Origin of the sequence: Bacillus sp. J41TS8, from assembly GCF_018333035.1 — a bacterium.
GTDB lineage: Bacteria > Bacillota > Bacilli > Bacillales > Bacillaceae > Bacillus > Bacillus paralicheniformis.
In genome coordinates this window covers 1-26,970 of record NZ_BORF01000015.1, presented here as the reverse complement: position 1 = coordinate 26,970, position 26,970 = coordinate 1, and the positions used below count along the sequence as shown (strand labels likewise).

General features: G+C 45.0%; 15 protein-coding genes, 2 tRNA genes, 1 rRNA gene and 3 pseudogenes. 13 read left to right on the top strand and 8 right to left on the bottom strand.

Annotation, left to right across the window (positions count from 1 at the left end):
• Positions 1-171: 171 nt before the first annotated feature.
• Together KI350_RS18125 and KI350_RS18120 are read right to left on the bottom strand one after the other, a co-directional pair.
• Positions 172-960 carry a cyclase family protein gene (locus KI350_RS18125; protein ID WP_025810039.1) on the bottom strand — a complete coding sequence of 263 codons (789 nt, stop codon included), beginning with the start codon at positions 958-960 and terminating at the stop codon, positions 172-174.
• A gap of 129 nt (positions 961-1,089) precedes the next feature.
• Positions 1,090-2,366: pseudogene (locus KI350_RS18120) on the bottom strand (amino acid permease).
• A gap of 697 nt (positions 2,367-3,063) precedes the next feature.
• Between KI350_RS18120 and KI350_RS18115 the strand changes: the two are divergent.
• A complete protein-coding gene (locus KI350_RS18115) occupies positions 3,064-3,696 on the top strand; it encodes a DUF2306 domain-containing protein (RefSeq protein WP_020450305.1) in 633 nt (210 codons plus the stop codon).
• Between the two features lie 217 nt (positions 3,697-3,913).
• Complete coding sequence (locus KI350_RS18110; RefSeq protein WP_020450306.1) at positions 3,914-4,273, top strand: putative zinc-binding protein; 360 nt, start codon at positions 3,914-3,916, stop codon at positions 4,271-4,273.
• A gap of 134 nt (positions 4,274-4,407) precedes the next feature.
• On the opposite strand, the gene KI350_RS18105 is transcribed toward KI350_RS18110, so the two are convergent.
• Positions 4,408-5,232: an alpha/beta fold hydrolase gene (locus tag KI350_RS18105; RefSeq protein ID WP_051502133.1), complete on the bottom strand. Its 825-nt coding sequence runs from the start codon at positions 5,230-5,232 to the stop codon at positions 4,408-4,410.
• Between the two features lie 132 nt (positions 5,233-5,364).
• The gene (locus KI350_RS18100) at positions 5,365-5,628 is read right to left on the bottom strand and encodes a CD3324 family protein (RefSeq protein ID WP_020450308.1); all 264 of its coding nucleotides are present in this window, start codon (positions 5,626-5,628) and stop codon (positions 5,365-5,367) included.
• A 344-nt stretch (positions 5,629-5,972) separates the two neighbouring features.
• Here KI350_RS18100 and KI350_RS18095 point away from each other — a divergent pair, with 344 nt between their 5' ends.
• From KI350_RS18095 to KI350_RS18085, 3 genes are all read left to right on the top strand, one after another.
• A complete protein-coding gene (locus KI350_RS18095) occupies positions 5,973-6,470 on the top strand; it encodes an RNA polymerase sigma factor SigV (RefSeq protein WP_020450310.1) in 498 nt (165 codons plus the stop codon).
• Positions 6,470-7,330: an anti-sigma-V factor RsiV gene (gene rsiV / locus KI350_RS18090; protein ID WP_020450311.1), complete on the top strand. Its 861-nt coding sequence runs from the start codon at positions 6,470-6,472 to the stop codon at positions 7,328-7,330. Before KI350_RS18095 ends, rsiV begins: the two co-directional genes overlap by 1 nt.
• A 228-nt stretch (positions 7,331-7,558) precedes the next feature.
• Positions 7,559-9,454 (top strand): acyltransferase family protein, encoded by a 1,896-nt coding sequence (locus KI350_RS18085; RefSeq protein ID WP_212930568.1) that lies wholly within the window; start codon positions 7,559-7,561, stop codon positions 9,452-9,454.
• Positions 9,455-9,477: 23 nt separating this feature from the next.
• Here KI350_RS18085 and KI350_RS18080 read toward each other — a convergent pair whose 3' ends face one another.
• Positions 9,478-9,927 (bottom strand): NUDIX hydrolase, encoded by a 450-nt coding sequence (locus KI350_RS18080; protein ID WP_020450313.1) that lies wholly within the window; start codon positions 9,925-9,927, stop codon positions 9,478-9,480.
• Between the two features lie 197 nt (positions 9,928-10,124).
• Here KI350_RS18080 and KI350_RS18075 point away from each other — a divergent pair, with 197 nt between their 5' ends.
• Positions 10,125-11,330, top strand: coding sequence for a Bcr/CflA family efflux MFS transporter (locus KI350_RS18075; RefSeq protein ID WP_020450314.1), 1,206 nt, complete (start codon positions 10,125-10,127; stop codon positions 11,328-11,330).
• Between the two features lie 38 nt (positions 11,331-11,368).
• Here KI350_RS18075 and KI350_RS18070 read toward each other — a convergent pair whose 3' ends face one another.
• From KI350_RS18070 to KI350_RS23100, 3 genes and pseudogenes are all read right to left on the bottom strand, one after another.
• Positions 11,369-12,541, bottom strand: coding sequence for an iron-containing alcohol dehydrogenase (locus KI350_RS18070; RefSeq protein ID WP_020450315.1), 1,173 nt, complete (start codon positions 12,539-12,541; stop codon positions 11,369-11,371).
• Positions 12,542-12,744: 203 nt separating this feature from the next.
• Positions 12,745-13,755, bottom strand: coding sequence for a response regulator (locus KI350_RS23105; RefSeq protein WP_224067391.1), 1,011 nt, complete (start codon positions 13,753-13,755; stop codon positions 12,745-12,747).
• A gap of 162 nt (positions 13,756-13,917) precedes the next feature.
• Positions 13,918-15,183 (bottom strand): annotated as a pseudogene (locus KI350_RS23100) (sensor histidine kinase); the annotation flags it as partial.
• Positions 15,184-15,985: 802 nt separating this feature from the next.
• On the opposite strand from KI350_RS23100, the gene KI350_RS18060 reads away from it, so the two are divergent.
• The 7 genes and pseudogenes from KI350_RS18060 to KI350_RS18030 form a co-directional block, all read left to right on the top strand.
• The gene (locus tag KI350_RS18060; protein WP_212930567.1) at positions 15,986-17,068 is read left to right on the top strand and encodes a response regulator; all 1,083 of its coding nucleotides are present in this window, start codon (positions 15,986-15,988) and stop codon (positions 17,066-17,068) included.
• Positions 17,069-17,354: 286 nt separating this feature from the next.
• Positions 17,355-23,257: pseudogene (locus KI350_RS18055) on the top strand (SpaA isopeptide-forming pilin-related protein).
• A gap of 98 nt (positions 23,258-23,355) precedes the next feature.
• Positions 23,356-23,988, top strand: a complete 633-nt coding sequence (locus tag KI350_RS18050) for a class A sortase (protein WP_065643205.1) — start codon at positions 23,356-23,358, stop codon at positions 23,986-23,988.
• Positions 23,989-24,548: 560 nt separating this feature from the next.
• Complete coding sequence (locus KI350_RS18045) at positions 24,549-25,970, top strand: sugar porter family MFS transporter (protein WP_212930566.1); 1,422 nt, start codon at positions 24,549-24,551, stop codon at positions 25,968-25,970.
• 607 nt (positions 25,971-26,577) lie between these two features.
• A tRNA-Arg gene (locus KI350_RS18040) sits at positions 26,578-26,654 on the top strand.
• A 12-nt stretch (positions 26,655-26,666) separates the two neighbouring features.
• A tRNA-Gly gene (locus KI350_RS18035) sits at positions 26,667-26,740 on the top strand.
• Between the two features lie 98 nt (positions 26,741-26,838).
• A 16S ribosomal RNA gene (locus tag KI350_RS18030) occupies positions 26,839-26,970 on the top strand; the annotation flags it as partial.

The following is a 26,970-nucleotide window of genomic DNA, read 5'->3' as shown; positions in this document are numbered from 1 at the left end:
GAACCTTCAATGTGATGGCTGGAGCCGCGTGTTTCTTGTATTCATTTCATTGTTTGTTTACGCAAGTGTTGTGACTGAATATAAAACAAAAATAAAAGCAGGCTGATGTCTGCTTTTATTTTTGTTATCTGTCTAGCCGGCATCCCCACAAACGAAAAGCTGCTGACGTTCTTATGCGTTTTCACCGCTAAGAATCGCAACCGGGCGCGCCCAGCCGGCAGACGCTTTTTCAACTTTTACCGGAAAAGCCATGACGTAAAATCCAGTGGAAGGCAATTGATCAAGGTTGGCGAGCTTTTCAATTTGGCAGTAAGGAATGGTGCTGCCTGAATAATGACCTTCCCAAATAATGGATGGGTCTTTTTCCTGTTCAAAGCGCTTGGCGGTCATGCTGAATGGAGCGTCCCAGCTCCAGGCGTCAGTTCCGACAAGGCGTACGCCGCGCTCCGTTAAAAATAGAGTGGCTTCACGCCCCATCCCGCAGCCGCTGTGCAGGTAATCGTTTTGTCCGTATTTGGCGCCAGCCGACGTATTCACAAGAACAATGTCGCCGGGCGCGAGTTTATGATTGATGCGGTGAAGCTCCTGTTCGATTTCTTCAGGGGTAACGATATGCCCGTCTTTCAAATGTCTGAAATCCAGCTTAACGCCAGGGCCATGAAACCAGTCAAGCGGCACTTCATCAATCGTCATCATCCGCTTGCCGTCGTCTGTAACAGAACGGTAATGATATGGAGCGTCGATATGCGTTCCGGCATGCGTAGACATCTTCACTTTTTCCAGCGACCAGCCTTCTCCCCCGGGAAGATCTTGCGAGGAAAGGCCGGGAAAGCTCTGGACCATTTGTTTAGCTCCTTGCTTATGATCCGCATATTCGATTTCAGGGACAAACCCCGGCGGATCAGACGGTATATCACCTCTTAACGATACCGACAAATCTACAATTTGATTGATTTTCATCTGTTTTCCCCTTTCTGCCTAGGCGGCTGACCATTGAAATTGTAGGCGATCAAGCTGTTATCTTTTTTATTTTACATGATGAGCCATACAAAAAGCCTGCAGAACATTCTGCAGGCGATTCGCATTTTTCTACACTTGCTGTGACTTAGGTTTCCTCAGCTTGTAAATCGCGATCAGCATGATAAACCAAACCGGCGTGACAAATAAGGCAACGCGGGTGTCCTGCGCCAGTGCAAGGACGATGAGGATAAACGTAAGAAAACCGAGAACCACATAATTTGAAAACGGGTAAAGCGGCATCTTGAATTTGTTTGTTTTCGCTAAATCCGGTCTTGTTTTGCGGTATTTCAAATGGCAAATGACGGTGATTCCCCAAATAAAGATGAAGCATATCGTCGAGATGCTTGTAATCAGCGTAAACACTTGTTCAGGCATGATATAGTTCAGCATGATGCCAATCAGAATCACGACCGCTGAGAAAAACAACGCATTGCTCGGCACTTTGCGGGAGGTCAGTTTGGTCATAGCGCCGGGCGCATTATGTTCTTTCGCAAGCGAGTATATCATCCGGCTCGTGCTGAAGACTGCGCTGTTGCTTGCCGAAGCCGCCGATGTCAGCACCACAAAATTGATGATGCTTGCAGCCGCAATGATGCCGACCGCTGCAAAGACTTGGACGAACGGGCTCTCATTAGGGTTGATGGCATTCCACGGATAGATGCTCATGATCACAAGGAGCGCACCGATATAAAACAGCAAAACACGGACGGGGATATTGTTGATCGCTTTAGGAATGACCTTTTCCGGATCTTTCGTTTCCCCCGCTGTCAGTCCCACAAGTTCGATGCCTACAAACGCAAAGACAACCATCTGGAATGAAAGGAGAAAACCGTGCAGTCCATTTGGAAACATGCCGCCGTGGTTCCAAAGGTTGTGAAAGGCGGCAGCGCCCGAATGGGTGGAAAATCTTTTGAAGATCATGAAAAGGCCGATCACGATCAGCGCCAATATCGCAATGACTTTGATTAATGCGAACCAGAACTCCAATTCTCCAAAAAGCTTGACGGTCGCCAGGTTCATGATTAGCAAAATGAGCAGGGCGATCAATCCGGGCAGCCATTGCGGTACATCAGGCAGCCAGTGTTGGGTATAAAGCCCGACCGCGGTTAAATCGGCCATCGCGAGCGAAATCCAGCAAAACCAGTATGTCCAACCCGTTATGAATGCCGCCATGTCGCCTAAGTAGTCCCCTGAACAAAGTCGACAAACGAATGGTATTCCAAATTGGATAAAAGCAGTTCTCCAAGAGAACGCATAATGAAAAAACAAATGATTCCCGTAATCAGATAAGCAAATAAAATCGACGGTCCTGCAAAATGGATTGATTTCCCCGAACCAAGAAACAGCCCCGTTCAGATGGCGATGAGCTGGATATGCCTGTTTTTCAGGCCTCTCGATAATTTTTGTTCGTGTATATCGTTGTCAGTTACATCTTCTGTCACTTTATGTATGCCTCCATTTTTATTTTTTAGGCCCGATCCCCGCATGTTTTAAAATCTATAATAACATTAAAATTTGAAGTAACAGATAAGATTCGCCTGATGCGTTTGTAAAGAGGTGGTTTGCGTGGAAGTAGACTGATCCTTCTTTTTGTAACCAGATCTTTATAGAATGGTCGTTGTTCATTAATCATATTTGGTTCGGAATAAGAAGCGGGAATGAATCCGTCCGTAAGTATTGTCATACCCGCTGCAAAATACATATCCGTCTGTTTGGACAGCGTGCTGAGGCAACTCCTTGAAATTGTTGAAGCCATTGTCATCGGCTCGCGATTTCAGCAGAGACATCATTCAACAGTATGCCGCAAAAGATGACAGAATTATTCCGGCTTTCCAGAAAAACGGGAGGCCCGAGCCAAGCAACAAATCGTACTTGGCCTGTTTTTAATGGGGAAGGTTTTGTCATTGAGGGCTTGATATGCCAAGCTGCTGCGCACGTCCGCTTTCGTGATACAATATAGGTATTTCAGAGAGCATGATGTATTAGGAGGAACGAAAGCTGAACAAAAGGAAATCTCAACGCAGTCAATCGGTTTTTTCGGCAATGCTGATCGTAATCGCGGTGTATGTTCTGTATACCTTGTTTGAAAATTTAATTCTTGATCCGCAATCAACATCTTTTCTCAGCCATAAATCTCACCTGAGGGACTCCTTTCATCTCCCGGTCTGGCTGAAGGTGATGTATGTTCACGTTGTTGCCGCTTGTTTGGCGATGGCTTCGGGCGCTGTCAACTTCTCCAGCGCCTTGTTGACCAAAAGCCGCAAGATTCACCGTTTTAACGGCTGGCTCTACGTCGTTTGCGTGCTGATTGTGACGCTGTCGTCAGGCTATATGGCACCGCATTCTACCGGTGGGAAGGCCGTCAGCATAGCCTTTAACATGGTGAATATGTATTGGCCTGCCGCCACGGTTATTTCCGTCATCAAAGCCCGGCGTAATCAGTTTATCAAGCACCGGAATTGGATGATTCGCAGCTATCTATTCTGTTTTACCAATATGTTCATTCACTTGATCACTTTCGTGTGCCATAAAGGACTCGGCCTGATATATGACATCAGCTACACGATAGGCGTTTTCGGAGCGATTGTGCTTTGCATCGCGTTGGCCGAATGGATCATTCGGTTCGCCTTTAAAAAGCCGGCGCAAATTTTTTATACAAATCACAGGGGCTTTTAAGCCCCTGTGGATTCCATATAGCTCAAGGAGGCGAGTATTCTCATTTGAATACGGGAAAGGAGTGTGAAGCAGTTTTGCTTTTGCTTGGCTGTTTGATTCAGCTCATAGAGTAATAGAAAAAGTGATCTGGCTCACAGTTTTCATCACGCACCTCCTGTAAAGTAAATGATAGTTTTTTGCCGGCGAAAATAAAGAAAAACAGGGGATGTGTCAACCGATGAAAAGAACTGATCTGCCTCTAGTGTATTCGTGCTCCGGATGTTCCTCGGCCGCGCAAACGGCCAATATGATTGCCATTAAAATGGATCGGGAGAAAACGGCCGAAATGTCGTGCATTGCCGGAGTCGGCGGCGATGTGAAACCGCTTGTCAAAACAGCAAAATCCGGGCGGGATATCATTGCGATTGACGGCTGTCCTTTATGCTGTGTCAAGAGCTGTTTAGCTAAGCATGATGTTCAGCCGAAGCATCATTTTGTATTATCGGATTTTAACGTGCCGAAGAAAAAAGGAGCAGATCCCGACCCTGTCCTTTATATGAATGCGTATGAACAAATTTTGCAGCTCTTAAAATGCTAAGCCTTTTGGGAATGTTTATTTAGGGTGCTGTTTAGAGCATCAGTGAACGGATGCATTTGAATTGAAAAATCGAATGTCGATTACAGGCCATACGCTTTCTGCGAACGGCGGATTGATTTAAAATACCGAGGGTTTCATCCCTTGGTATTTTTGTTGTTACATCTTCTAAAAACCATGTCCAGCTTTTCGGCAAATTCCTCCGGGTATAAAACGCATCCCACATGATTGCCTGGAAAATCGACTACTTTCGTTTTCAAATGATCAGCCAATGCTTTTGCATACCTGTACGGGAGACAGCCTGGCGAATCAATGCCGCCGGCAGGAACGACTGTAACCGGTGAAGCTTTAAGCCTGCCGATGTCGGGTGAATATTCTCTTAAACCCGGCACCTCGGACAGGATAAAATAGTCAATGTTGGCCATGAGCTGCTCCGTCCGGGTTTTTGGACGGTCCGGCTGAGCTGTGGACGTAATGCCCATCGCTTTCGCGAATGCTTCTAAAGCCTGTAATCCGCTTCGTTTGTATTGTTTTTCAAGGTTCTCCAAGCTCTCGAACCCTTTGGTGCGGTCACTGCCGGCCAACAATTGCGGAATCGGAGGCTCGTGTGCGACCAACATGCGGATTTGTGCAGGATGGCGGATGGCAAGATCAAGGCCGATGACCGCGCCGGAGCTGCAGCCGAATACATGGGCCGGTTCATCCGTCAGAGCGGCCAGCAGCCGGCTCGCATCATCGCTGTGTGCGGAAACCTGGTAATTTTCATTCGGATCTTCCAGCCTGCTGCGGGAATGCCCGCGGCGGTCGTATGTGATAACCGTGTAACGGTCGGATAGGCGGTCTGTAATCGGGTATGATTCTGCATCGCCGTTGCCCCCGTGAATCATAAGCAAGATAGGCCCCGAGCCGCGCACTTCGTAGTAGAGCTTTGCTCCGGGTACTTCCAATACACCGTGTTTCATGACAATATTCTCCTCTCGTTGCATGATCACTTTTACATTACATGACGGAGAAAGCATAGAAAATGCAGAAATCAGCTAATAAACAAGCTCGCCATATTAAAAAGCACCGATCACAAGGATCCGTGCTCCAGTTTATTTTGTGTAAACGATTTTTTTAATCGTTTCGATGGAAAGATGATGTTCCGCTGCTAAGTGCTCAATCGTTTCGCCATTTTTAAAGGCCCTTTTTATCGCGGTGTTGCGATCATCGATCAGCTTTCTTGCTCCTGAACGTGCACCCCATTTTTTGTGGGCGGATTCAGTCTTGGGAATGTAGATCGTTTCCCCTTGAACATACTTTTGAATTTCCGATAGCAGCTTTTCAGGTAGAACAGCGGCAGCCTTTACGTATGCCATGTTTGCCAGCTCCTTATTCCTTTGATTGTAAAATAAGGGGCAAAGCCAATTACCAGAAAAGCTTACTTCAGGCGATTTTATTTGTCCTCCCTATGCAAAGTATCGCCTTTTCCGATAACAGGCTTTGCATGAGACGCTGCATGATCCGGCATTCTGATGCTTGCCATGTGATCACCTCCTTCGAATTTGCTATTCATTATAAATGAAATCGAGATTGGCGGCACTTGATGATAAAATATTTTTAAAAAGAATGACCAGTCCGCAAACTATTTTTCACGCTCCCGCGTCTATCCTAATGTAACAGCCGTATATACGTATATTCAAAAAAGGAGTTCTTTATTGCAATGAAGAAACAAGCAGCCAGAGCGTCTCTTGTCGCTTGCATAACAGACCGGAAAGAAGACTTTTACCGGCTGGCGTACAGCTATGTGAAAAATCAAGAAGACGCCTTAGATATTGTCCAGGAATCAATCAAAAAAGCGCTCGATTCCGTCGATTCTGTTCGCAATCCGGATACGATTAAAAGCTGGTTTTACAAAATTTTGGTGCGGACGGCAATCGATTTTTTGCGCAAACGGAAAAAACTAAAGGTTATGGATGATCAAACGATCGAATTTTTAAGCAAGGGCAAGGAAGATATCTACCGGGATACAGACCTTCATGAGGCGCTTGACGAGTTGCCGCATCCCTACCACACCATTATTGTTCTGCGATTTTTTGAGGATCTCAAACTGGAAGAGATTGCGGAAATCACAGGCGAAAATTTGAATACGGTCAAAACGCGCCTTTACAGAGGATTGAAGCTTATGCGCATCCAATTGACGAAGGAGGATCTTTCTTAATGGAAAAGAAATTGGAACAGCTGAGAAAAGCATATCAAAACGTCCCCATTCCGAAGGAACTGGATCAGGTTGTCGAAACTGCGCTTCAGCATAAACCGAAGAAGAAGAGAAGGCTGGTGGTATGGCCTGCATCAACGCTTGTCGCGGCGGCTGTACTATTGGCTGCCGTCGTGAATATCAATCCCGGAGCAGCCCAGGCCATGTCGCGTTTACCCGTCATCGGCAAGGTCGTTAAGGCCATCACATTCACCGAGATCAAACAGAAAGATGGAGAATCGAGTATTGACGTGAAAACACCGGCTCTGTCCGGCTTGAATAACCGGGAGCTTGAAAATGGCATTAACGAGAAATATGTAAAGGAAAGCCGTCAGCTTTACCGGGAATTCATGAAGGAGACGTCCCGGAATAAAAAAGGGCATCTCAGCATCTACAGCGATTATGAGACAGTCACGGATACGAAGGATTTGATTTCGATTCGGCGAAGCGTCGAAAGAACGGAAGCGTCCAGCTATACCGAACGGCGCTATATCACCATTGACAAAAAGAATGAAATTCTGCTTACCTTGAAGAGTTTGTTTAAAGACGACCGGTATATTACGGCCATCAGCGAAAACATTAAAGAACAAATGAAACAGCAAATGAAAGATGATCCTGATAAAATATATTGGATCAATGACGAGGAAGTCGAGCCATTCAAACGAATCAAGGCCGACCAAAATTTTTATATTACAGAGAATCATAAACTCGTGATTTCATTTGACGATTATGAAGTCGCACCCGGATATATGGGCGCGGTAGAGTTTGAAATTCCGACTAAGGCGATTTCGAGCCTGCTGATCGGCGACCGCTACATCCGCTAGTCAAAAAATCCATGATTCGCTGAAATCATGGATTTTTTACTTTTTACAACTTTGTAACACCATATTCAGCTTGAAACTTTTATACTAGAGAGACGGCATCATTCAGGGTAGATAAAAATGACGATTTTTTGAAACAAAAAACGGTCCTGACTTCGTCTATAATATCGGAGCCGTAAAAGGCGCGAAACATAAAGAAGAACCGTACGTACATATCATTGGAGGAATACCATGCGAGATCAGACACAACAACACCGTTACATACCGGGGTTAGACGGGCTTCGGGCTTTTGCCGTTTTGGCGGTTATCGCTTACCACCTCAACATGAGCTGGGCCGACGGAGGCTTTATTGGCGTTGATATCTTTTTTGTTTTATCAGGATATTTGATTACATCGATTATCCTGCCGGCGTATGGAAATGACATTTCCCTCACATTCAGAGATTTTTGGGTGCGCCGGATACGGCGGCTGCTTCCAGCGGCGACGCTCATGATTTTCGCAACCGTCATATGGGTCGCTTTGTTTAACAGAGAGCTGATGCATACCGTGCGGGGAGATGCGATCTCCTCTCTTTTATATGTCAGCAATTGGTGGTTTATCTTTCACGACCTCTCATATTTTGATAGTTTCGGATCGCCGTCTCCTTTAAAAAACTTGTGGTCACTGGCGATTGAAGAACAGTTTTATTTCATCTGGCCGATCATTTTGCTGTTGGGCATCTACATATTTAAAAAGCGGGAGAGGCTGGCTGCGGCGGTTGTGCTGTGTGCGCTTTGTTCAGCCGTATGGATGAGCATCTTGTACGTCCCTGGCGGCGATCCGAGCCGCGTATATTACGGGACTGATACGCGCGCCTTCGAGCTGTTGATCGGATGCGCATTAGCCCTTGTGTGGCCGATGAAAAGACTATCTGGGAACAGGCTCCCAAGCAGCCTGAAGCACGCGTTGCACGGAACTGAGCTTGCCGCTTTCGCGCTGCTTATGATGAGCATTTATTTTGTCGATGAATTCAGCCCGTTTCTCTATCATGGCGGAATGCTTCTGATCAGCATAATCGCAGCGATTTTGATTGCATGCGTCAGTCATCCGAGCAGCTTCTTGGGCTTTGTCCTTTCCGTGAAGCCGCTGCGCTGGATCGGGAAAAGGTCGTACGGCATTTATCTTTGGCACTATCCCGTCATCGTGCTGAGCACACCTGTTCAAGAGATTGGAAATCCGGTGTTCTGGCATGTTGCGATTAAGGTCGCTGTTACGTTTATTCTGGCGGAACTTTCGTATCGCTTTATCGAGAAGCCAATCCGACAAGACGGTTTTAAACCGTTTGTCAGCCGGGTTTTTCTGGATAAGATCACGGAATGGAAAACCGCTTCCGTTCCCAGCAAAATATCAATCGGACTGATGTTTGCCGCACTCCTCATTTTTGCAGGAGGCCTGTCGGGATTGGCCGACGAAAAGAAACAGCCGCAACAGGCCTATTCCAAATCTTATGAGGAAACAAGCGCCTCAGCGGATCAGCCGGCTGACAAAAGTGAAGAACGGAAGGATGATAAGAAAGCACAAGCTGAAAGCGGGAAAGATGATGAAACTAAAAGCCGGCAGAAAGCCGGCGGGGATGAATCGTCAAATACAAAAGATGAGCAGTCTGCGGAAAAAGAGCCTGATCATATCGAGAAAGAAGTATTGGCTGTCGGGGATTCGGTCATGCTTGACATTGCTTCCAGCCTGCGTAAGAAAATTCCGGGAATCACAATCGACGGTCAGGTTGGAAGGCAAGTGAGGGAAGCGCTTCAATTGACATCAACCTACGCTTCCTTTAATCATTCGGACAAAGCCGTCGTGATTGAACTGGGAACAAACGGCTATTTTACGGACAGTCAGATGGACGCTTTGCTTGATGCGTTCTCAAACGCTGATGTCTATCTCGTGAACACGCGCGTCCCCCGTCAGTGGGAGAGCAAGGTGAATGAATCGCTTCGGAAGCAAGCGGACAACCGTCAAAATGTGACATTGGTCGATTGGCATACTGAAGCTCTGAAACATCCCGAATATTTCACCGCTGACGGCGTACATCTGATGCCGAAAGGGACCGAAGCTTTGGCATCGCTTATCGTCAAAGCGATGAAATAATGCTTAAACATAAAAAGAGGCTGTTATTTCTTGAATTTCGTGATAAATCTAATCAAATAAGGTGTTTTTAAAGTTTCTTTTACTAGTTTGTTATGATGTTTTGTAAAATTTTTTATTTGTTTTCTTCTATGGGGAACCATTAACAAAGGTAATCTATCTTTGCGAAACCATCCGATTTTTGCTGTTTCTGGCCCTTGTTTAATGGGTTCCCCACCTAGTAATTTTCCTGAATAGATGTACTGTATGTCATGATATTGCGGTTGATCGTACTCTCCTATTTTGCACATAATAGAAATACGGTAGCCTGTTTCTTCTTCCATTTCCCTCATGGCGCATGTTTCCGGCTGCTCGTGCTTTTCCATTCTGCCTCCTGGCAAGTCCCAGACAGGATAATCTTTTCTTTTAACCAGAAGTATTTTTCCTTTGCTATTTTCCACAATTGTAAAGCAACCTACAGTGTTTACTGCATTCAAGTTAAGATAACTCCTTCCTGTGTTTCACTTCAATTATAAATCATCTGACCGATTCGATCTCCGATCTTAACCGGTCATGAGCAATCCTCTTTCACAGCCAAAAAAATATGTTACAATATACAAATGTTTTGCGATCCTCCAGTTTATTTCATGATGAAACAATATATTTTACTAGCTTGAAAGAAAGGTTTGATACTATGCTCCATAATCCAACAGGAAAGGAACGCCTTGCATTGGCTTTTCTGCTCGGCATGCTTGCGATACTGGGCCCGCTGAATATCGATATGTATTTGCCAAGCTTTCCCGAAATTGCCGATGATTTATCAGCTGGAGCCTCGCTCGTACAGCTAAGCTTAACAGCGTGTTTGATCGGGCTTACGTTTGGTCAGCTCGTTATTGGGCCGGTCAGTGATGCACAAGGAAGACGGAAGCCCTTATTAATATCCATCTTTTTATTTGCGTTGTCTTCTTTGTTTTGCGCGCTTTCCCCGAACATTATTATGCTGGTCATTGGTCGTTTTTTACAGGGTTTTACCGCTTCGGCGGGAATTGTGCTGTCGCGCGCCATTGTACGGGACGTGTTTACAGGCAGAGAGCTTTCTAAATTTTTCTCGCTTTTAATGGTGATCACCGCGGTTGCGCCAATGGTCGCACCAATGACGGGGGGAGCCATCTTGCTTTTGCCGTTCGCTACTTGGCATACGATTTTTTATACTCTGTCATTGATCGGATTGTTCCTAGTGCTCGTTATCTCAATGAAATTGACTGAAACATTGCCGCCTGAAAAACGGATTCCAAGCTCAATCGGTTCGTCTCTCAAAACGATGGGAAGCTTGTTGAAGGACCGGTCTTTCATCGGCTATGCGCTGACTGTCGGTTTCATTCACGGAGGCAGCTTTGCATACGTGTCCGGAACCCCTTTTGTATATCAGGACATCTATGGGGTTTCTCCTCAAGTGTTCAGCGTGCTGTTCGGCATTAACGGCCTCGCCATTATTTCGGGAAGCTTTATCATCGGGCGTTTCGGGGGAATCATTCATGAGAGGAAGCTCTTGCGGATCGCGGTTATTACCGCTGTCATCGCGACATCCGTTCTCCTGACGATGACGATTTTGAAAGGACCGCTTGCAGCGATTGTCATTTCCATCTTTATCTACATGATAACCATCGGAATGACGTTGACAAGCACATTTACGCTGGCGATGGAAAACCAGGGACACCGTGCGGGCAGTGCAAGCGCGATGCTCGGCATGCTTCCGCTTCTGCTCGGTTCGATCGTTTCGCCTCTCGTTGGAATGAATGAAACAACGGCCGTTCCAATGGGTGCGATCATGTTTATTACAGCTGTGATCGGATCTTTCACTTTTTTTGCCTTAACACGGGAAAGGCAGGGGGAGCGGTAAAGATAAGGACGGAATCACTTGATTCCGTCCTTTTGTTGTTATAGAGAAGCCCGGAGAATGGCGAGTACGTCATCTTTGTTTAGTTTTTGGAAATTGGCGAAGCCGCCGTGCTCGATTTCTTTAGCGGCGATGTCTGCGATCAGATCGAGCTTTTCTTCGCCGATGCCGTAGTCGGCAAGGCGGGAAGGAGCGCCAAGGCTTGTCCAGAACGCGGACAGCTTATCGATTCCTTCAAGCGCGATGTCTTTATCGGTTTTGCCTTCTGTGTCAATGTCAAACATGTTCAGCATAAGGGCTTTGAAGCGGCTGACATTCGTATCAAGCGTATATCTCATCCAGTTCGGGAACAAGATCGCAAGGCCGCCCGCATGCGGAATGTCGTAAACGGCCGAAACGGCGTGCTCCATTGTATGGGAAGCCCAATCGCCGAAATAGCCCATTTGCAGCGTGCCATTCAAAGCGATTGTGCCTGCGTATAAAATGGTTTCCCGGTGCTCATAGTTTTGCAGGTCTTCCAACAGCTTCGGTGCCGTTTCGATGACCGTTTGCAAAACGGAAAAGCACATTCTGTCCTGAAGCGGCGTGTTTTTGACATTATGAAAATATTGTTCAAACACATGGCTCATCATATCAACAATGCCGTAAACCGTTTGGTTTTCCGGGACGCTGAACGTATTTTCAGGGTCTAAAATGGAGAACTTCGGATGCGTGACATCGCTTCCCCATACATATTTTTCATTCGTTTCCCAGTTTGTAATGACGGAATCGGGGTTCATTTCAGATCCGGTTGCAGCTAAGGTTAAAATCGTACCGAACGGCAGGGCGTCTTTTGCTGTCGTTTTTTTGCTGAAGATATCCCAAGGGTCGCCGTCGTATTTTGCTCCGGCAGCAATCGCTTTTGTGCAGTCGATGACGCTTCCTCCGCCGACAGCGAGGAGAAAATCGATTTCATGCCGGGCACACAATTCGATCCCTTTTTTAACCGTAGCAAGACGCGGATTTGGTTCTACTCCGGAAAGCTCGTGCATGTCAGCGCCTTCTTCTTTCAATACGCGCGTAACTTCGTCATAAAGGCCGTTCTTTTTAATACTGCCACCTCCATAAACAATCAATACATTTTTTCCGTATACCTTTAATTCTTTTCTTAACTGTTCAAGCTGGCCTTTTCCGAAGATCAATTTCGTTGGATTGTAATAGCTGAAATTTTCCATTGATGAACAAACCTCCTATGGTATATGTAAAAACAGTTTTCTACTATAACATATTGAATCGTATAGAAAAAGAGGCCGTGTTCTTACAAAGGACAGGGTCAAATTGTACAGAGGGGAGGAAGCACACACCTGATTTACTGCGTAAAAAAGCTTGCCGACTTTGCCGGCAAGCTGAGGAGGCCGTTCTGTCTTCAGGTTAAAACCTATACTGAGACGTCCGCCGATTCGTTGATAGAAATGACCATTGAGACAGCGGTTCCGTCATCCGGCGCACTCTCGATATTCAGTTCGCTCCCGCAGAAGTGCTTCAGTCTTCGGTTGATATTTTTCATACCGACGCTATGAGTGAAATGAGAGGAAAAGATATCGTGTTGTTTTTCCGGCGGCATGCCGATTCCATTGTCCTCTATCTTGATATAATAGCGGTTTTCGCTTTCTTTTTTTGCCGTCAGCTTGATCCAGCCTCCGCCTCTTTTTTTGCTGATCCCGTGGTGGACGGCATTTTCGACAAGAGGCTGAATCATTAATGGCGGAAGGGCAAAGTCAATGTCTTCGTCAATATCGTAAATGACGTCCAGCCGATCGCCGAAGCGCGTTTTTTCAATAGAAAGATACGAATTCACAATCGACAGTTCATGTTTGAAAGAACTCATCCCTGATGTATTTTGAAAATCAAAACTCATTCTTAAGTAGTTTGTAAAATCAGCCGTTACTTCGCGCGCTTTTTCAATATCCAAATGACTGAGCGCGATAATTGTATTTAATACGTTGAAAAGAAAGTGCGGCTTGATCTGCGACTGGAGGAATGCCATCTCCATATTGGTCGCTTGGGCTGCCGTATCTTTCATCATGATCAGGTTTTTAACGCGGGCTGCAAATTCAGTGTAGTTGTACGGTTTTTGCAAAATGTCATTTGCCCCGGCGTGAAAAGCCTTGTATTTATCATGATCGATGATGGCTGCCGTAATAATGAGAACCGGAAGTTCCACCATTGTGAATCTTTCACGGATTTTCATAGAGACTTCAAACCCTGTCATATCGGGCATCATCAGATCCAAAATCACCAAGTCAAGCTTTGATCGGGAGGCGACTTCGAGAGCCTCTTTGCCGCTTTTTGCTGCGATGACTTGATAAGGAACGCCTTCAAGCATATCGGCCAAAATTTTTAAGCTTTCAATGTTATCATCGACGATCAGAACAGTTGGAGCATCCATTTTCTTTGAATAATACGGCGTGCTTATTGAAACATCGGGCAAACTCCTGACGGCGTGCTGTTGAGGCATGTTCTCCTTATCGTCAGGAAGCGAGTCATGCTTTGCGACAGGCAGTGTGAAATGAAATGCCGATCCTTTCCCTTCTTCCGATTCTACCCAGATCTCCCCATTTTGAAGCTGAACGAGTTGTCTGACGATGCTTAAACCGAGCCCGGCTCCGTCATCTTTATGGTTTTTTGCTTGTTGAAAAGATTCGAATATCGATTGACGGACGGCCTTTGGTATGCCGACTCCTGTATCTGCTACAGTGATTTTGACCTTCTCTTGGTTGATCCTCTCGGCAGAGAGCGTAATTTGTCCCTCCGGCGTATACTTGATTGCGTTATCTACCAGGTTGGTCATGATTTGCCGGAAGCGGTTTTCGTCAGCTAAGACGAGCGGCAGTCCGGATGGAACCAGGTTTACAATCTGGACCTGTTTATTTTTTGACAATAGCCGATAGAAGCCCATTTCCGTACTGATCGCTGAATGGGTATCGACAGGAACGGCTTGAATCTGCAGCATGCCCTGCTTCATTTTTTCCAAATCGAGAATGTCATTCACCAGGCTGGAGAGCCTGTATCCCATGCGGATGACCAGCTGCAGATTTTCTTTTTCTTCCTCTACCGTCCTTTTGCTTTTCCTTGCCAAAAGGGTCTGACATATATTAATCATGCTGTTCAGCGGCGTTTTAAATTCATGCGATGTTTTGGCGATAAATTCGTCTTTTAATCGATTCATTCTGAGCAATTTCAAGGATAGGACTTCATTCTCGCGGAATGCGCCTGCGAATTGCTGCGCCATCATCAGAACAGCCGCCAGCAAAGCGATGATTGACGGCACGGCATAGAGCGAATTGAACGAAAAGCCTCTTTTGCCGCTGTAAGCAGAAACGGTCGTTAAAATGACGAATGCGCTCATTGAAATCGCTGCAATCGTAAGATAAAGACTGCCTTTCATTTTCCGAAGGGCAGCAATCGCAAACACATACGTAATATAAATCAAAGTCGTGACGGCAAGAACGGAATGCAATATATATGCGAGACGGTCTGTAAAACCCCATGATATAAAATCAATCAACAAAACCAGTGCAGAAAATGCAGTCGCGGCGATTATCCATTTTTTTGAAACGATTTCTCTGTAAGCGAAATAGAGATAGAGAAAAACCGCTATACTGACAAGCACCATTGTGGTTGCCCTCATTACGCTTAAAGCCGAGAATGAAACAGACGGAAAGAAAAGAAAGATCATTCGTTCTCGTCCGATTAAAAGCACAATGACTGAAAAAAGAAGACACATCGTGGAAAAAAAGAATAAGTGCTTATCCTTTTTTCGATGCAGGAAAAAGCCGAGAAAGTATAAACCGGTAATGAAGAATGCCGTGATCATGCTGGTTTCATTAAAGGAAGAAATTTTGCTTTGGTGTAAAATGTGCTGCTGCGTTCCGAAGGTAATCGGTTTTTCTATTCCCCATGAAGGTGTTTTTTTGAAGTTCGAAAATTGTACAATCAGCTCGTTGTCCCCGCGGTGAATGTCGAAAAAACTCGTATAAGGCCTGTTTTGAGCCCTGAAATTCGCTTTACTTGAAGGAGTTCCGCTCTGCCCGATCAATTTGCCGTTGAAATAAATTCGGTTTGCGCTGTTAATAAAAGAGGTGCTGATTCCGAACATCTCATTGTCCTGCTTTGACCGGATCATCAGTCTGTATGTACCGTAATCCACGTTTTCCCCTGAATCGGTAAGTTTGACATTGTTAGGCACAGCGGAATAAATGGGGGCTTTTCCAATGCCTGAATGGATCGCCTTTGGCGAGAGAAGCTGGTTTCGATAGAGTGTCCATTCCCCGGTGAGCGCGATGTTCCCATCTTTCTGAAAATCCCATGTTTCCAGATTGATGATTCCTTGCTTTGCTTCAGGGTAATTCTGATCGGACAGTTGATTGTTAATGAATAAGAAAATAAAAAAGAAGCCGGCATAGCCAAGAATAATCGAAAGGAAAACAAATAGCTTTTTCAATATCAGCACTCCTCATTCAGCCTGCTGCAGTGTTGTCGAATCCATATGAATATTGTACTCTTAAATGTTAATAAACGACAAGAATAAGAAAATGAATCCAACTAAGTAGGGCCATTGACATGATATAATCATTATAATAATTTCCAGATGACTCGATGAAATTGGGGTGGGTGTCGTGAAAGCGTTAATTGTGGATGATGAGGAATTGGCATTGCTTCATTTAAAAAATATGCTTGAACGAACAAATTGTTTTCGATCCATTGAAATGTTTCAAGATCCGGCTGATGTTATGGAGTATCCGGATATTCAGGATATAGACACGGTGTTTCTTGACATTGAAATGCCGGGGATCAACGGGATTGAGCTCGCTGAAGCGATTCAATCGATGAATGAAAACATTCAGGTTGTTTTTATCACGGCCTATAACGATTTTGCCATAAAAGCATTTGAATTAAATGCGATGGATTATTTGCTTAAACCCGTCGATTACGTCCGGCTCGTGAAGACGGTTGAACGGATCAGAGAAAACAGCTTGCTGAAGGCTTCCGCGGAAAACGGCGGAGGAGACTATTTCATTCAATGTTTTGGGAGTTTGCAATTTTACAAAACGGAGAAGGATGTCAAAACATATATACCCGTAAAGTGGAGAACGTCCAAAGCACGCGAAATTTACGCATATTTGCTTCATCATCACGGCCATGTGATCAGCAAAGACGTGTTGATCGACCTGTTCTGGCCTGACCATGATGTCTCTAAAGCGAGCACCCAGCTGTATACGGCGATTTATCAAATCAGAAAGTTAATCGAAAGGCTTCCTTTCAGCCAATCCATCGAGAAGACTGACACAGGATATGTCCTCCGGATTTCCAGTGTGAAAGTGGATGCTGACGAATGGGAAAAGTCGCTGAAAGAGGCTCCTCCAATTCATATGGCGACGATCAACCGGCACATGGAATTGCTGCTTGCATACGAAAACCATTACTTTATGGAACACGGTTATTTGTGGGCCGAACCCGAAAAGACACGGCTTGCCCGGATATGGCTTGGAAAAGCTTATGAACTGGTCGATTTCCTTATTCGTGAAAAAGACTACCGCCGGGCGCTTGATATATGTCTGCAGGTCGAGAAATTCGAACCGTACGATCATAAAATCATCCAATACAAGATGCAGCTGTTTAATAAAACCGGGAATGTAGAAGAAGCGATCAAGGAGTATGAGCGCTACAAACTCATCAAGGACAAAATGAATGAAATGTAAACACGAGGACCGGATCAGCCGGTCTTTTTTTTATGCCATTTTCAGCTTACATGCCGATGTTCAGAAATTGTATAGTTCCATCTCATACAATGTAGTTTGGTTCGGATGATCTCAGCTGACATAAAGCAAAATTCATAGCCGCGATATCTTGATTACCGCCGCTAAACATACAGCAGCGAATTTAAAAGCCTGTCATTCTTCAAATAGAAAAGTATTTTCAGGGATTCATTTTCCAGGCTCAATCGATCCGTACACAAAAACATGATAAAAGGGGAGGAATCACAATTTGAGATCGAAAAAATATTCGTTCAGCCTCAGCAAAAAAAGAGGGCTGAAATCATTTTTGATCACTTGCCTGGCATTGTATTTGATCTTCAGTCAAGTTGTCGGCTTTACGCTGACGGCAGTGGCTGCCGGCACATCAACAGGGAACAGCGTGTTTTTTGATTCAGTGACAATCAAAAACAGCGAAGATCAAACGGTTGACGGGTCAAAGGGAGACGACCCGGCATTAAAACCGGGTGACAAAGTGACACTCACATACGAGTGGGCGTTAAAAAACGATGAAGAAGCCGGCACCGAAAAAAGCTTCACTGTAGAGGTGCCTAAAAGCTTCGAATTCGCTCAGGATGCCAAGGGAGATGTGAAATCGGCAGATCAGCAGATCATCGGAAGCTATGAGGTGAAAGCGGACAGCAACATTTTGACCGTAACCTTGAACAGCACTGCAGAGGCAAAAGGGTCCATCACTCTGGAAGCAAAGTTTGCCGCTGCTGTGAAAAGCGGTACAAAAACGGTCACCGCTCTCTTTCAACTCGGAGCAGGTAAGACGCAGCAAGCAGTCATCCCTGTAAATACAGGCTCCGAATCGGAAACGGCGAAAAACGATTCTCCGTCATCTGAGGATGATCAGGCAGCAGCGGACGATCAATCAAAATCTTCAGGGGAGCAGGACGAAGAGGAAACGAAGACAAAAGCTGCTGACACTGAGAGCAGCGATTCAAAACCGCCAGCATCTTCAAGACTAGCGGCAGCCGGGAGCCTTGCGTCCGGAGGTAATCAAATCACCCAAAATATTTTAACCGGCGTGACGCTGACAGATGAACACGGAAAGCCTTATGACAAAAGCAACCGGGCCGACACGAATTCTCCGGCAAAAATTTCAATCACTTGGGACATCCCGGATGAGCTCGGAAAGACGATAAATGACGGCGATCGCTATGAATTTGATCTGCCTGAAGCTTTCATTATGTACAACGATATTACGAATCAGCCATTAAGCTCAGGCGGTATCACGTACGGCTATTTTTCAATTGATACAAAAGGCCATGTTGTGATGACGTTTAATGGTGAAGTGAAAACAGATTCGAAGGTCAAAGGGACGTTATTTGTCAATACGCAGTTCAACGCGCAAAAAATAAAAGGATCGACGACTCAAAAGATTCCCTTCCCGGTGAAATCAGACACTCCGGAGGTAACGGTTTATTTTAAACCAAACGTAAGCAAAACCATCGATAAATCAGGAACTTTTGATAAAGGCATCAATCCGGGGCAAGTCACATGGACAGTCGACCTCAACAAAAAATTGGATCAAGTCAAAAATGCCAAGTTGACCGAGAACTTTCCGGAGGGGCTGATCTATCGTTCTGTCAAAGTTTATCAACTCGATGTCAACATAGATGGTTCAGTCAGCCAGGGAGATGAAGTTCTTTCAGGCTACACTGTAGACGCAAATGGGAATGTCACATTTGATGGTGAGATAGATTCGGCTTATCGCCTGATCTATGTGACGGACATCGATGACTCCGCAAAGCCGGACGAAGGCGGAAATGCTGCATTTACGAACGAGGCGACATTCGGCGGAGACAATCTGGAACCGGCTTCTGCAGAGGCCTCTGTCACAGCCAAATACGGGAAAATGATCGAAAAATCGTCGACAGGTTATAAAAGCGATTCACAGACTTTCAGCTGGACGATTTTATATAACTATGGTGAGAAGAAGATTGACGAATCCAAGGCGAGTATAACAGACTCGTTTGGTTCCGCTGATTTGCAGCTTGTTTCAGATTCCTTGAAGGTGATTCCGATTACCTTCAATCAGAACGGAAGTGAACAGGCGGGAACGCCTCTAACGGAAGGCAAAGACTATACGCTCTCCGATAATGGAAGCGGGTTTGAAATCAAATTTAACCAAAATGTTACCGGAGCTTACAAAATCACATATCAAACCGAGGTCAACAGCGGAGTGATCATCGATAAATCGACAACGTATAGAACACCGCAGTGACTGGAACAGGGGAATCAAAGAAAGCTTCAGGTACAGCCATTCAACAGAATTTGATAAAAGGCTATTCAAACATTGATTACAAGAATAAAACGGTCGATTGGACGATCGCAATCAACAAAAACAACTACACGATGAACAATTGGAAGTTGGATGATAATTTCGAAAGCGGCGGGCTCGCGCTCCTCGACGGATCATTCCGTCTTCAGGATGTGACGAATAACAAAACGCTTCAAGAAGGCAAAGACTATACATTGACAATAAAACCGGATCATGAAGGTTTTCTTCTGGAACTCATCGGAGATTATGCAACAACAAACAGCCAATTTAAGATCACTTATACGACGAATATGAATGCCGACTTTTCAAACGAAAATGTCAAAAACACGGCTGAATCAACCTGGACAGATCACAGCAGCACTGAACGCAAAAATAAGGAAACGAGCAGTTTTACACCGAATCGCCAGACATCCCACAACGGTTTCAAAAACGGCTCATATAACGCGGTTTCAAAAGAAATCACGTGGAAAATCGGGATCAACTATAATGGTGAGCCGTCAAAGAATCCTTATATTAAAGATGCTTTAGCAGATGACCAGCAATTTGTTAAAGGTTCAGTGGTCGTCAAGAGCTATGCAGTCAATAAAGACGGTTCCATCACAGAAGGAGACATCCTGCCCGCTTCACAATATGATGTGGAGGAGCCGTCGGCTGACAATAAACAAACGCTGACTGTCCATTTGAAAACGGACGATTCCGTCCCGTATCTTATTGTATTTAAAACTTCGCTTAAAGGGCAGGTCATTAAGCGTGACCCTTACACCAACAAGGCGACGTATTATAATGCCGGATACTCAGAGCGTGAGTTGACGGCATCCGTTTCGGTCGCCGACGGAGGAAGCCTCGTTTTCAAAGGAGGCAAACAAAACGGAGGTTATGTCGATTGGAGTATTAATGTCAATGCGAGCCAGTCGGTATTGGAGGATGTAAAAGTCACCGATACTCCGGATACCAACCAAATTTTAGCTGAAGATTCTTTTAAAGTTTATCAAGCTAAATACGATGAAAAAGGTGCAGTCAAAGACAGCGGAGGAAATCTTGTCCCGGATGATGTTCAGCTTCAAAAAGGCGAAGACTATACACTGGACATCAAGACCGACAATGCAACCGGTGAACAATCATTTGTCCTGAAATTTACAGGTGATTACAAAAAAATCGACCGCGCCTATGTGATTCAATACCAATCATTAATCAATATTGCCGGCACGAGCGGTCATGTTCACAACAAAGTGTCGATTTCGGGAACGAATGTTCAGGAACAAACCCAGGAAAACAACAGCTCGGTCTTTGTTGCCGTTTCAAGCGGCGGCGGTTCAGGCTCAGGTGAAAGAGGCAGCTTGACAATCCTTAAAACGGGGGAAGGCGGCACACCGCTTTCTGGAGCAGATTTTCAATTGCGGACAAAAGATAATGAGCGGCTTCTGCGGACAGGAACGACTGACGACGACGGCAAGCTGACATTCGGTAATATCCGCTACGGGACTTACATTTTAAAAGAAATCAAGCCGCCTGACGGATATACGATCAGCGAGGCTTATGCAGACGGGGTCTCCGTTGAGATTAACAGCAGCTCTTCCAGTGCCGGAGCGCTTTACAAAGTCGTGAATGAAAAGAATAAGGTGACGCTTATCAAACAAGACGAACAAAAGAATCCTTTGGAAGGAGCCGTGTTCAAGCTGGAGAAAAAATCCGGCGATGGCACCTTTACAACAATACGTACGAGTATTAAGAGCAATGAAAACGGAAAAGTAGAAATCAACGGTTTACCGCCCGGCAATTATCGTTTGCTGGAAACGAAAGCTCCAGAAGGATATCTCTTAAATACAAAAGAAATCAGCTTCTCCGTCAAAACGAATGATAAGAATCAAGTACCTGACGTTGATTTAGGAACATTGATCAACTATAAAGGCAGAGCACATTTAACGAAAGAAGATGCAGAAGGCCGTCAATTAGAGGGGGCTGAATTCAAGCTCATTGATCATGAAGGCAAAATCGTTCATGAAAAGCTCACCTCAGATCAAGACGGGAAAATCGCAGTATCTGATCTTGCGCCTGGCCGCTATGCCTTTGTTGAAACCAAAGCCCCCGAGGGCTATGTGATAAACAGCAAGGCAATCGAGTTTACCATATCTGAATCGGCAAAAGAAAAACCGGAATCCGTGGACGCAGGCAAAGCCGTCAACTATAAAGGTTCGGTTTATTTGACAAAAGAGGATGCGGAAGGCCGTACGCTGAAGGGCGCTGAGTTTAAGATCGTTGATCATGAAGGCAAAACCGTTCATGAAAAGCTCACTTCCGATGAAGACGGAAAAATCGCAGTTTCAGGCCTGGCGCCTGGGCGCTATGCTTTCGTGGAAACGAAGGCGCCCGAGGGCTTTATGTTAAACAACGATCAAATAGAATTCACCATCCCGGGCTCAGCTGAAGGGAAACCGGAGCCGGTTGATGCAGGCGCCGCTGTTAATTATAAAGGCTCGGTTCATTTAACAAAAGAAGATGCGGAAGGCCACAAGCTTGAAGGAGCCGTTTTTAAGATCGCAGATCAAAACGGGAATACCGTACAGGAGGAACTGGTCTCAGATCGAAATGGAACTGTTACGGCTTCAGGCCTGGCGCCTGGGCGCTATGCTTTCGTAGAAACGAAAGCGCCTGATGGATTTGTATTGAACAGCGGGAAAATAGAGTTTGTCATCCCGGATGCCGCTGAAGGAAAACCTGCCCATGTAGATGCGGGTAAAGCCATCAACTACAAAGGTTCGGTTTATTTGCAGAAAGAAGATGAAGACGGCAATGGATTAGAAGGAGCCGTGTTTAAAATCATTGACAGCGAAGGCAAAACGGTCAAAGACGATTTGATCTCTAAAGAAGGCGGCAAAATCGAGGCTGGCGATTTGGCGCCGGGAAGCTATCAATTTGTTGAAAAACATGCGCCTGACGGTTACCTGCTGTCAACAGATCCGATCCCATTTTCCATTACCGGGAAACACGAAGGTGAGCCGAAACAGGTTAAACTGACGGCTCTCAACAAGAAAAACAGCGTTGTGCTCACAAAAGTCGGCCAGGATGACAAGAGCGCCGGACTTCAGGGAGCGCAGTTCGATTTGACAGATGAAACCGGCAAGGTGCTGAAAACCGGTTTGGCAACAGACGCAGACGGCCGGATCACAGTGTACGGTCTTAAGCCCGGTAACTACCAATTTGTCGAAACAAAAGCGCCTAAGCATTATCAATTGGATAAGACGCCAATATCGTTCACAGTCAAAAATACTGATACAAAGCCAATTGAAATGACTGCAGAGAATCAATTGACACCGGGCGATGCGAAACTGACGAAAGTGGACCGCAACGATAAAAAAGCTGTGTTGAAAGGAGCAGAATTCAAGCTGCTCAATGCCGATGGAAAGCCCGTTAAAGCCGCAGGCAACGGGAAAAAGCTGCCGGCAGTCTGGATGACAGATCAAAACGGTCAATTTATTGCGGAAGGATTGGCACCTGGGCGCTATCAATTTGTCGAAACGAAGGCGCCTGACGGTTATAAGCTGGATGAAACGCCGATTCCTTTTGAAATTAAAAAAGGACAGACAAAACCGGTCGAGATCACAGCGTCCAATGAAAAGCTGAAAACGCCGGCTGTTGACAATGGTACACCAGATCGCAACCCAGGAGACCCTAAAACAGATAACAAAGGCACACCGGACCGAAATTCGAACGGAGATCCTAAAGGTGATGCGCTTCCGAAAACCGGTGACACAGACAACATCATGCCGATCATGATCGGCATCCTGCTGATTTTGTCTGGAGGAGTCTTCGCTTTCTTCACAAGAAAGAAACAAAGAAAGGCGTAAACGAATCATTTATGCACCTGATCATGAAACCGGTCAGGTGCTTTTTTGAAAAACGGCATTCGTTCATTTGACATTAAGGTTAGAAAGGACTGTGAGACATGTATAAAAAAATGATCGTTGCCGTACTTGTCATATCAGGTATACTCTTCGTCTTGTCTCCTTTTATGAAAGAAAGCATCATCATCAATCTCAGCAAGAATAAAAGTTTTGAATTGACTGCTGAACAGGCGGAACAAAACAATGCGCAAAAGGCGTCATTTGATTTTGAAGCGATTCAGCCGCCTTCTTTTATGGAAACAGTAAAAGCCGGTCTCGATCGTGAATCGAAAGCGGTCATCGGCCGGATCACCATAAGCAGCGTCAATATCAAGCTGCCGATATTGAAAGGCACAACCAATCAAAATCTTCTTTACGGAGCGACAACAATGCGTCCCGATCAGAAAATGGGCGAGGGCAACTACCCGCTGGCCGGACATCATATGAAGCGGGAGAACCTCTTATTCGGTCCTCTTATCAACATTAAAAAAGGGGACACCGTTAAAATCACAGACTTTAAAAAAGACTATATATACACTGTGACATCCAAACAATTCATTTCTGAAACGGACACAGATGTGATTCAAGAGACGAAACAAAAAGAAATTACGCTGATGACATGTGACAAAGCCGTGAGAACCGAAGGGCGCCATGTGGTTAAAGGAAAGCTGATTCATGTTGCTGTTCACAGATAATTGAAATGTCCGCTGCAGGCAGGAAAAAATACTGAGGGGAAGCCCCTTGGTATTTTTTTATTGGGACTAAAATTCCACACATCACAAAAAAGTGACAAAAAGATCACTATGAAATGACAAGAGTGAAAAAATACTGATAAATAATAATAAAAAGAAATGAAATCATGTGAGTTGGATAGGATTCCTATAATACAGCGCTTTATAAAATAAAAAAAGATAAATTTTCTGAAATTTATGTTGACTGAAAGCGCTTTTAAAATTATGATAATATCAGACCTAACAAAGATGTAACAAAAACATAACTATAATCTAACAATGCATTTAAACGGCATACAAATGAAAGCGATACCAAAATATGCCGTGGTAGGTAATTGGTTGTGCGGAAGCTCCGGCTTCCATTAAAATAAAATTTTCAATTTTCTGTTAAGGGGGGTGGCTGGCGAGACTTTCGAAAGTTAGAAATGAGTCTTTTAGGAAAAGAAATGAGCTCCTATTAAGGATGTTTTCGAAAACCTTTGGAAATAAATCATTTTTTTAAAACAAAGGCGGGGGAAATCAATATGAATGAACAGGGAAATCAGAAATCATTTTTGCGTACTATTATTTTAGTCTCGACGTTCGGCGGACTTCTATTCGGATATGACACCGGAGTGATCAACGGAGCCTTGCCTTATATGTCTGAAGGAGATCAGCTGAACCTGACTTCATTTACAGAAGGGCTGGTCGCAAGTTCGCTTCTCTTGGGAGCGGCGTTGGGGGCGGTATTCGGCGGAAGGCTCTCCGATTATATCGGGCGCCGCAAAAACATCATTTTTCTAGCTGTGCTTTTCTTTTTCTCGACGCTCGGATGTACGCTTGCGCCTGATGTGACGATTATGGTCATCTCTCGCTTCCTGCTTGGAGTTGCTGTAGGGGGAGCATCTGTTACGGTACCGACTTACTTGGCTGAAATGTCTCCTTCAGAGAAAAGGGGACGAATGGTTACTCAAAATGAATTAATGATTGTCTCCGGACAGCTCTTGGCATTTACTTTCAATGCCATCCTCGGAACCACAATGGGGGATAGTTCCCATGTTTGGCGTTACATGCTGGCGATTGCCGCAGTACCGGCTGTATTCTTGTTCTTTGGTATGCTGAGAATGCCCGAAAGTCCGCGCTGGCTTGTCTCTAAAGGGAAAAATGATGCGGCGCTGGGCGTTCTGAAAAGAATCCGCGAGGAAAAAAGGGCGCATTCGGAAGTTGCTGAAATCGAAGCTGCGGTCATGAAAGAATCTGAAATGAAAAAAGCGAATTATAAGGATCTGGCTGTTCCATGGGTGCGCCGAATCGTATTTCTCGGAATCGGGATCGCTGTCGTTCAGCAGATTACCGGCGTAAACTCTATCATGTATTACGGTACAGAAATACTCAAAAATGCCGGATTTGAAACAAAAGCTGCACTTATCGGAAATATTGCAAACGGTGTCATTTCAGTTTTGGCAACATTCGTGGGGATTTGGCTTTTAGGGAAGGTAGGGCGCAGACCGATGCTGTTGACCGGTTTAATAGGGACGACATCAGCTTTGCTGCTAATCGGCATCTTCTCAAACGCCCTTCAAGGTTCAGCTGCTCTTCCGTATGTCGTACTTACGCTGACTGTAACCTTTCTTGCATTCCAGCAAGGCGCTATTTCTCCTGTAACATGGCTCATGCTTTCTGAAATATTCCCGCTTCGCGTTCGCGGTCTAGGGATGGGCGTCACCGTGTTTTGTTTGTGGATCGTCAATTTCTTTGTCGGATTTTCATTCCCGATATTGCTTGATGCGATTGGACTGTCATCGACATTCTACATTTTTGTCGGACTTGGACTTCTTTCCATTGCATTCGTGAAAAAATTCCTTCCTGAAACAAAAGGTCTCACACTTGAACAGCTTGAGCATAATTTCCGCAACTACAAATCGGAAAAAGCACCAAGCGACGCGAGCGCTAAAATCAGCGGATGACAATTTTGTTGAGGGACATACAGGTCGAGTCCCATCGGTGGAGAATATAGATGAAGGATTTGAAGTTTGCAGGCGGAAATCTTCCTATAACAAGATTTCTGCCTGTATTTTTGTATACGGTGCGGAAAAGCAGGCTATTGGAGGCGCCTTTAGGATATCTTAAAAGCCGTTCGTAAAATAAAAGCTTCATTAAATGATCGTGCAAGAGTGATGTCGAAGTTAACGATTTACAGCTTCGGTTCCGTATATAACTTGATGAAGCAGGGAACATTCAATAAAACATCACATAAGATGAAAAGGGCAGGTAAAACGTCATCTATTATGAATGGCTGTAAGCATAATTTTTTTAGAAGTATAAAAAAACGAAAAAAGTGTTGACGGATGAATTGAAGGCATGATATATTATTATTCGTCGCTAAGACAACGAAGTTACAACTTCGAAATGCCGATATAATATTCATCATTTAAAGGGTGTACAAAAACCTTAAAATGTGTATAATGGATAAAGTCGAAACAAAAAAGCTTCATCCTTTCGGTAGAAAAACTTCAAAAAAACTTCTTGACTTTAAGTGATATTCATAGTATTATAGTTAAGTCGCCTGATGAAGCGCCCGTAGCTCAATTGGATAGAGCGTTTGACTACGGATCAAAAGGTTAGGGGTTCGACTCCTCTCGGGCGCGCCATATATTCGCAATGCGGGTGTAGTTTAGTGGTAAAACCTCAGCCTTCCAAGCTGATGTCGTGAGTTCGATTCTCATCACCCGCTCCAATTTTAGAATGATCTTTGAAAACTAAACAAGACAAAACGTACCTGTTAATTCATTTTTTATAAATCGCACAGCGATGTGCGTAGTCAGTCAAACTACTTTATCGGAGAGTTTGATCCTGGCTCAGGACGAACGCTGGCGGCGTGCCTAATACATGCAAGTCGAGCGGACAGATGGGAGCTTGCTCCCTGATGTTAGCGGCGGACGGGTGAGTAACACGTGGGTAACCTGC

Bases quoted from the DNA above. Each gene is read 5' to 3' on its own strand.
- KI350_RS18125 (WP_025810039.1), bottom strand. From the start codon at position 960: ATGAAAATCAATCAAATTGTAGATTTGTCGGTATCGTTAAGAGGTGAT.
- KI350_RS18115 (WP_020450305.1), top strand. From the start codon at position 3,064: ATGCTGATCGTAATCGCGGTGTATGTTCTGTATACCTTGTTTGAAAAT.
- KI350_RS18110 (WP_020450306.1), top strand. From the start codon at position 3,914: ATGAAAAGAACTGATCTGCCTCTAGTGTATTCGTGCTCCGGATGTTCC.
- KI350_RS18105 (WP_051502133.1), bottom strand. From the start codon at position 5,232: ATGAAACACGGTGTATTGGAAGTACCCGGAGCAAAGCTCTACTACGAA.
- KI350_RS18100 (WP_020450308.1), bottom strand. From the start codon at position 5,628: ATGGCATACGTAAAGGCTGCCGCTGTTCTACCTGAAAAGCTGCTATCG.
- KI350_RS18095 (WP_020450310.1), top strand. From the start codon at position 5,973: ATGAAGAAACAAGCAGCCAGAGCGTCTCTTGTCGCTTGCATAACAGAC.
- rsiV (WP_020450311.1), top strand. From the start codon at position 6,470: ATGGAAAAGAAATTGGAACAGCTGAGAAAAGCATATCAAAACGTCCCC.
- KI350_RS18085 (WP_212930568.1), top strand. From the start codon at position 7,559: ATGCGAGATCAGACACAACAACACCGTTACATACCGGGGTTAGACGGG.
- KI350_RS18075 (WP_020450314.1), top strand. From the start codon at position 10,125: ATGCTCCATAATCCAACAGGAAAGGAACGCCTTGCATTGGCTTTTCTG.
- KI350_RS18070 (WP_020450315.1), bottom strand. From the start codon at position 12,541: ATGGAAAATTTCAGCTATTACAATCCAACGAAATTGATCTTCGGAAAA.
- KI350_RS23105 (WP_224067391.1), bottom strand. From the start codon at position 13,755: ATGGATGCTCCAACTGTTCTGATCGTCGATGATAACATTGAAAGCTTA.
- KI350_RS18050 (WP_065643205.1), top strand. From the start codon at position 23,356: ATGTATAAAAAAATGATCGTTGCCGTACTTGTCATATCAGGTATACTC.
- KI350_RS18045 (WP_212930566.1), top strand. From the start codon at position 24,549: ATGAATGAACAGGGAAATCAGAAATCATTTTTGCGTACTATTATTTTA.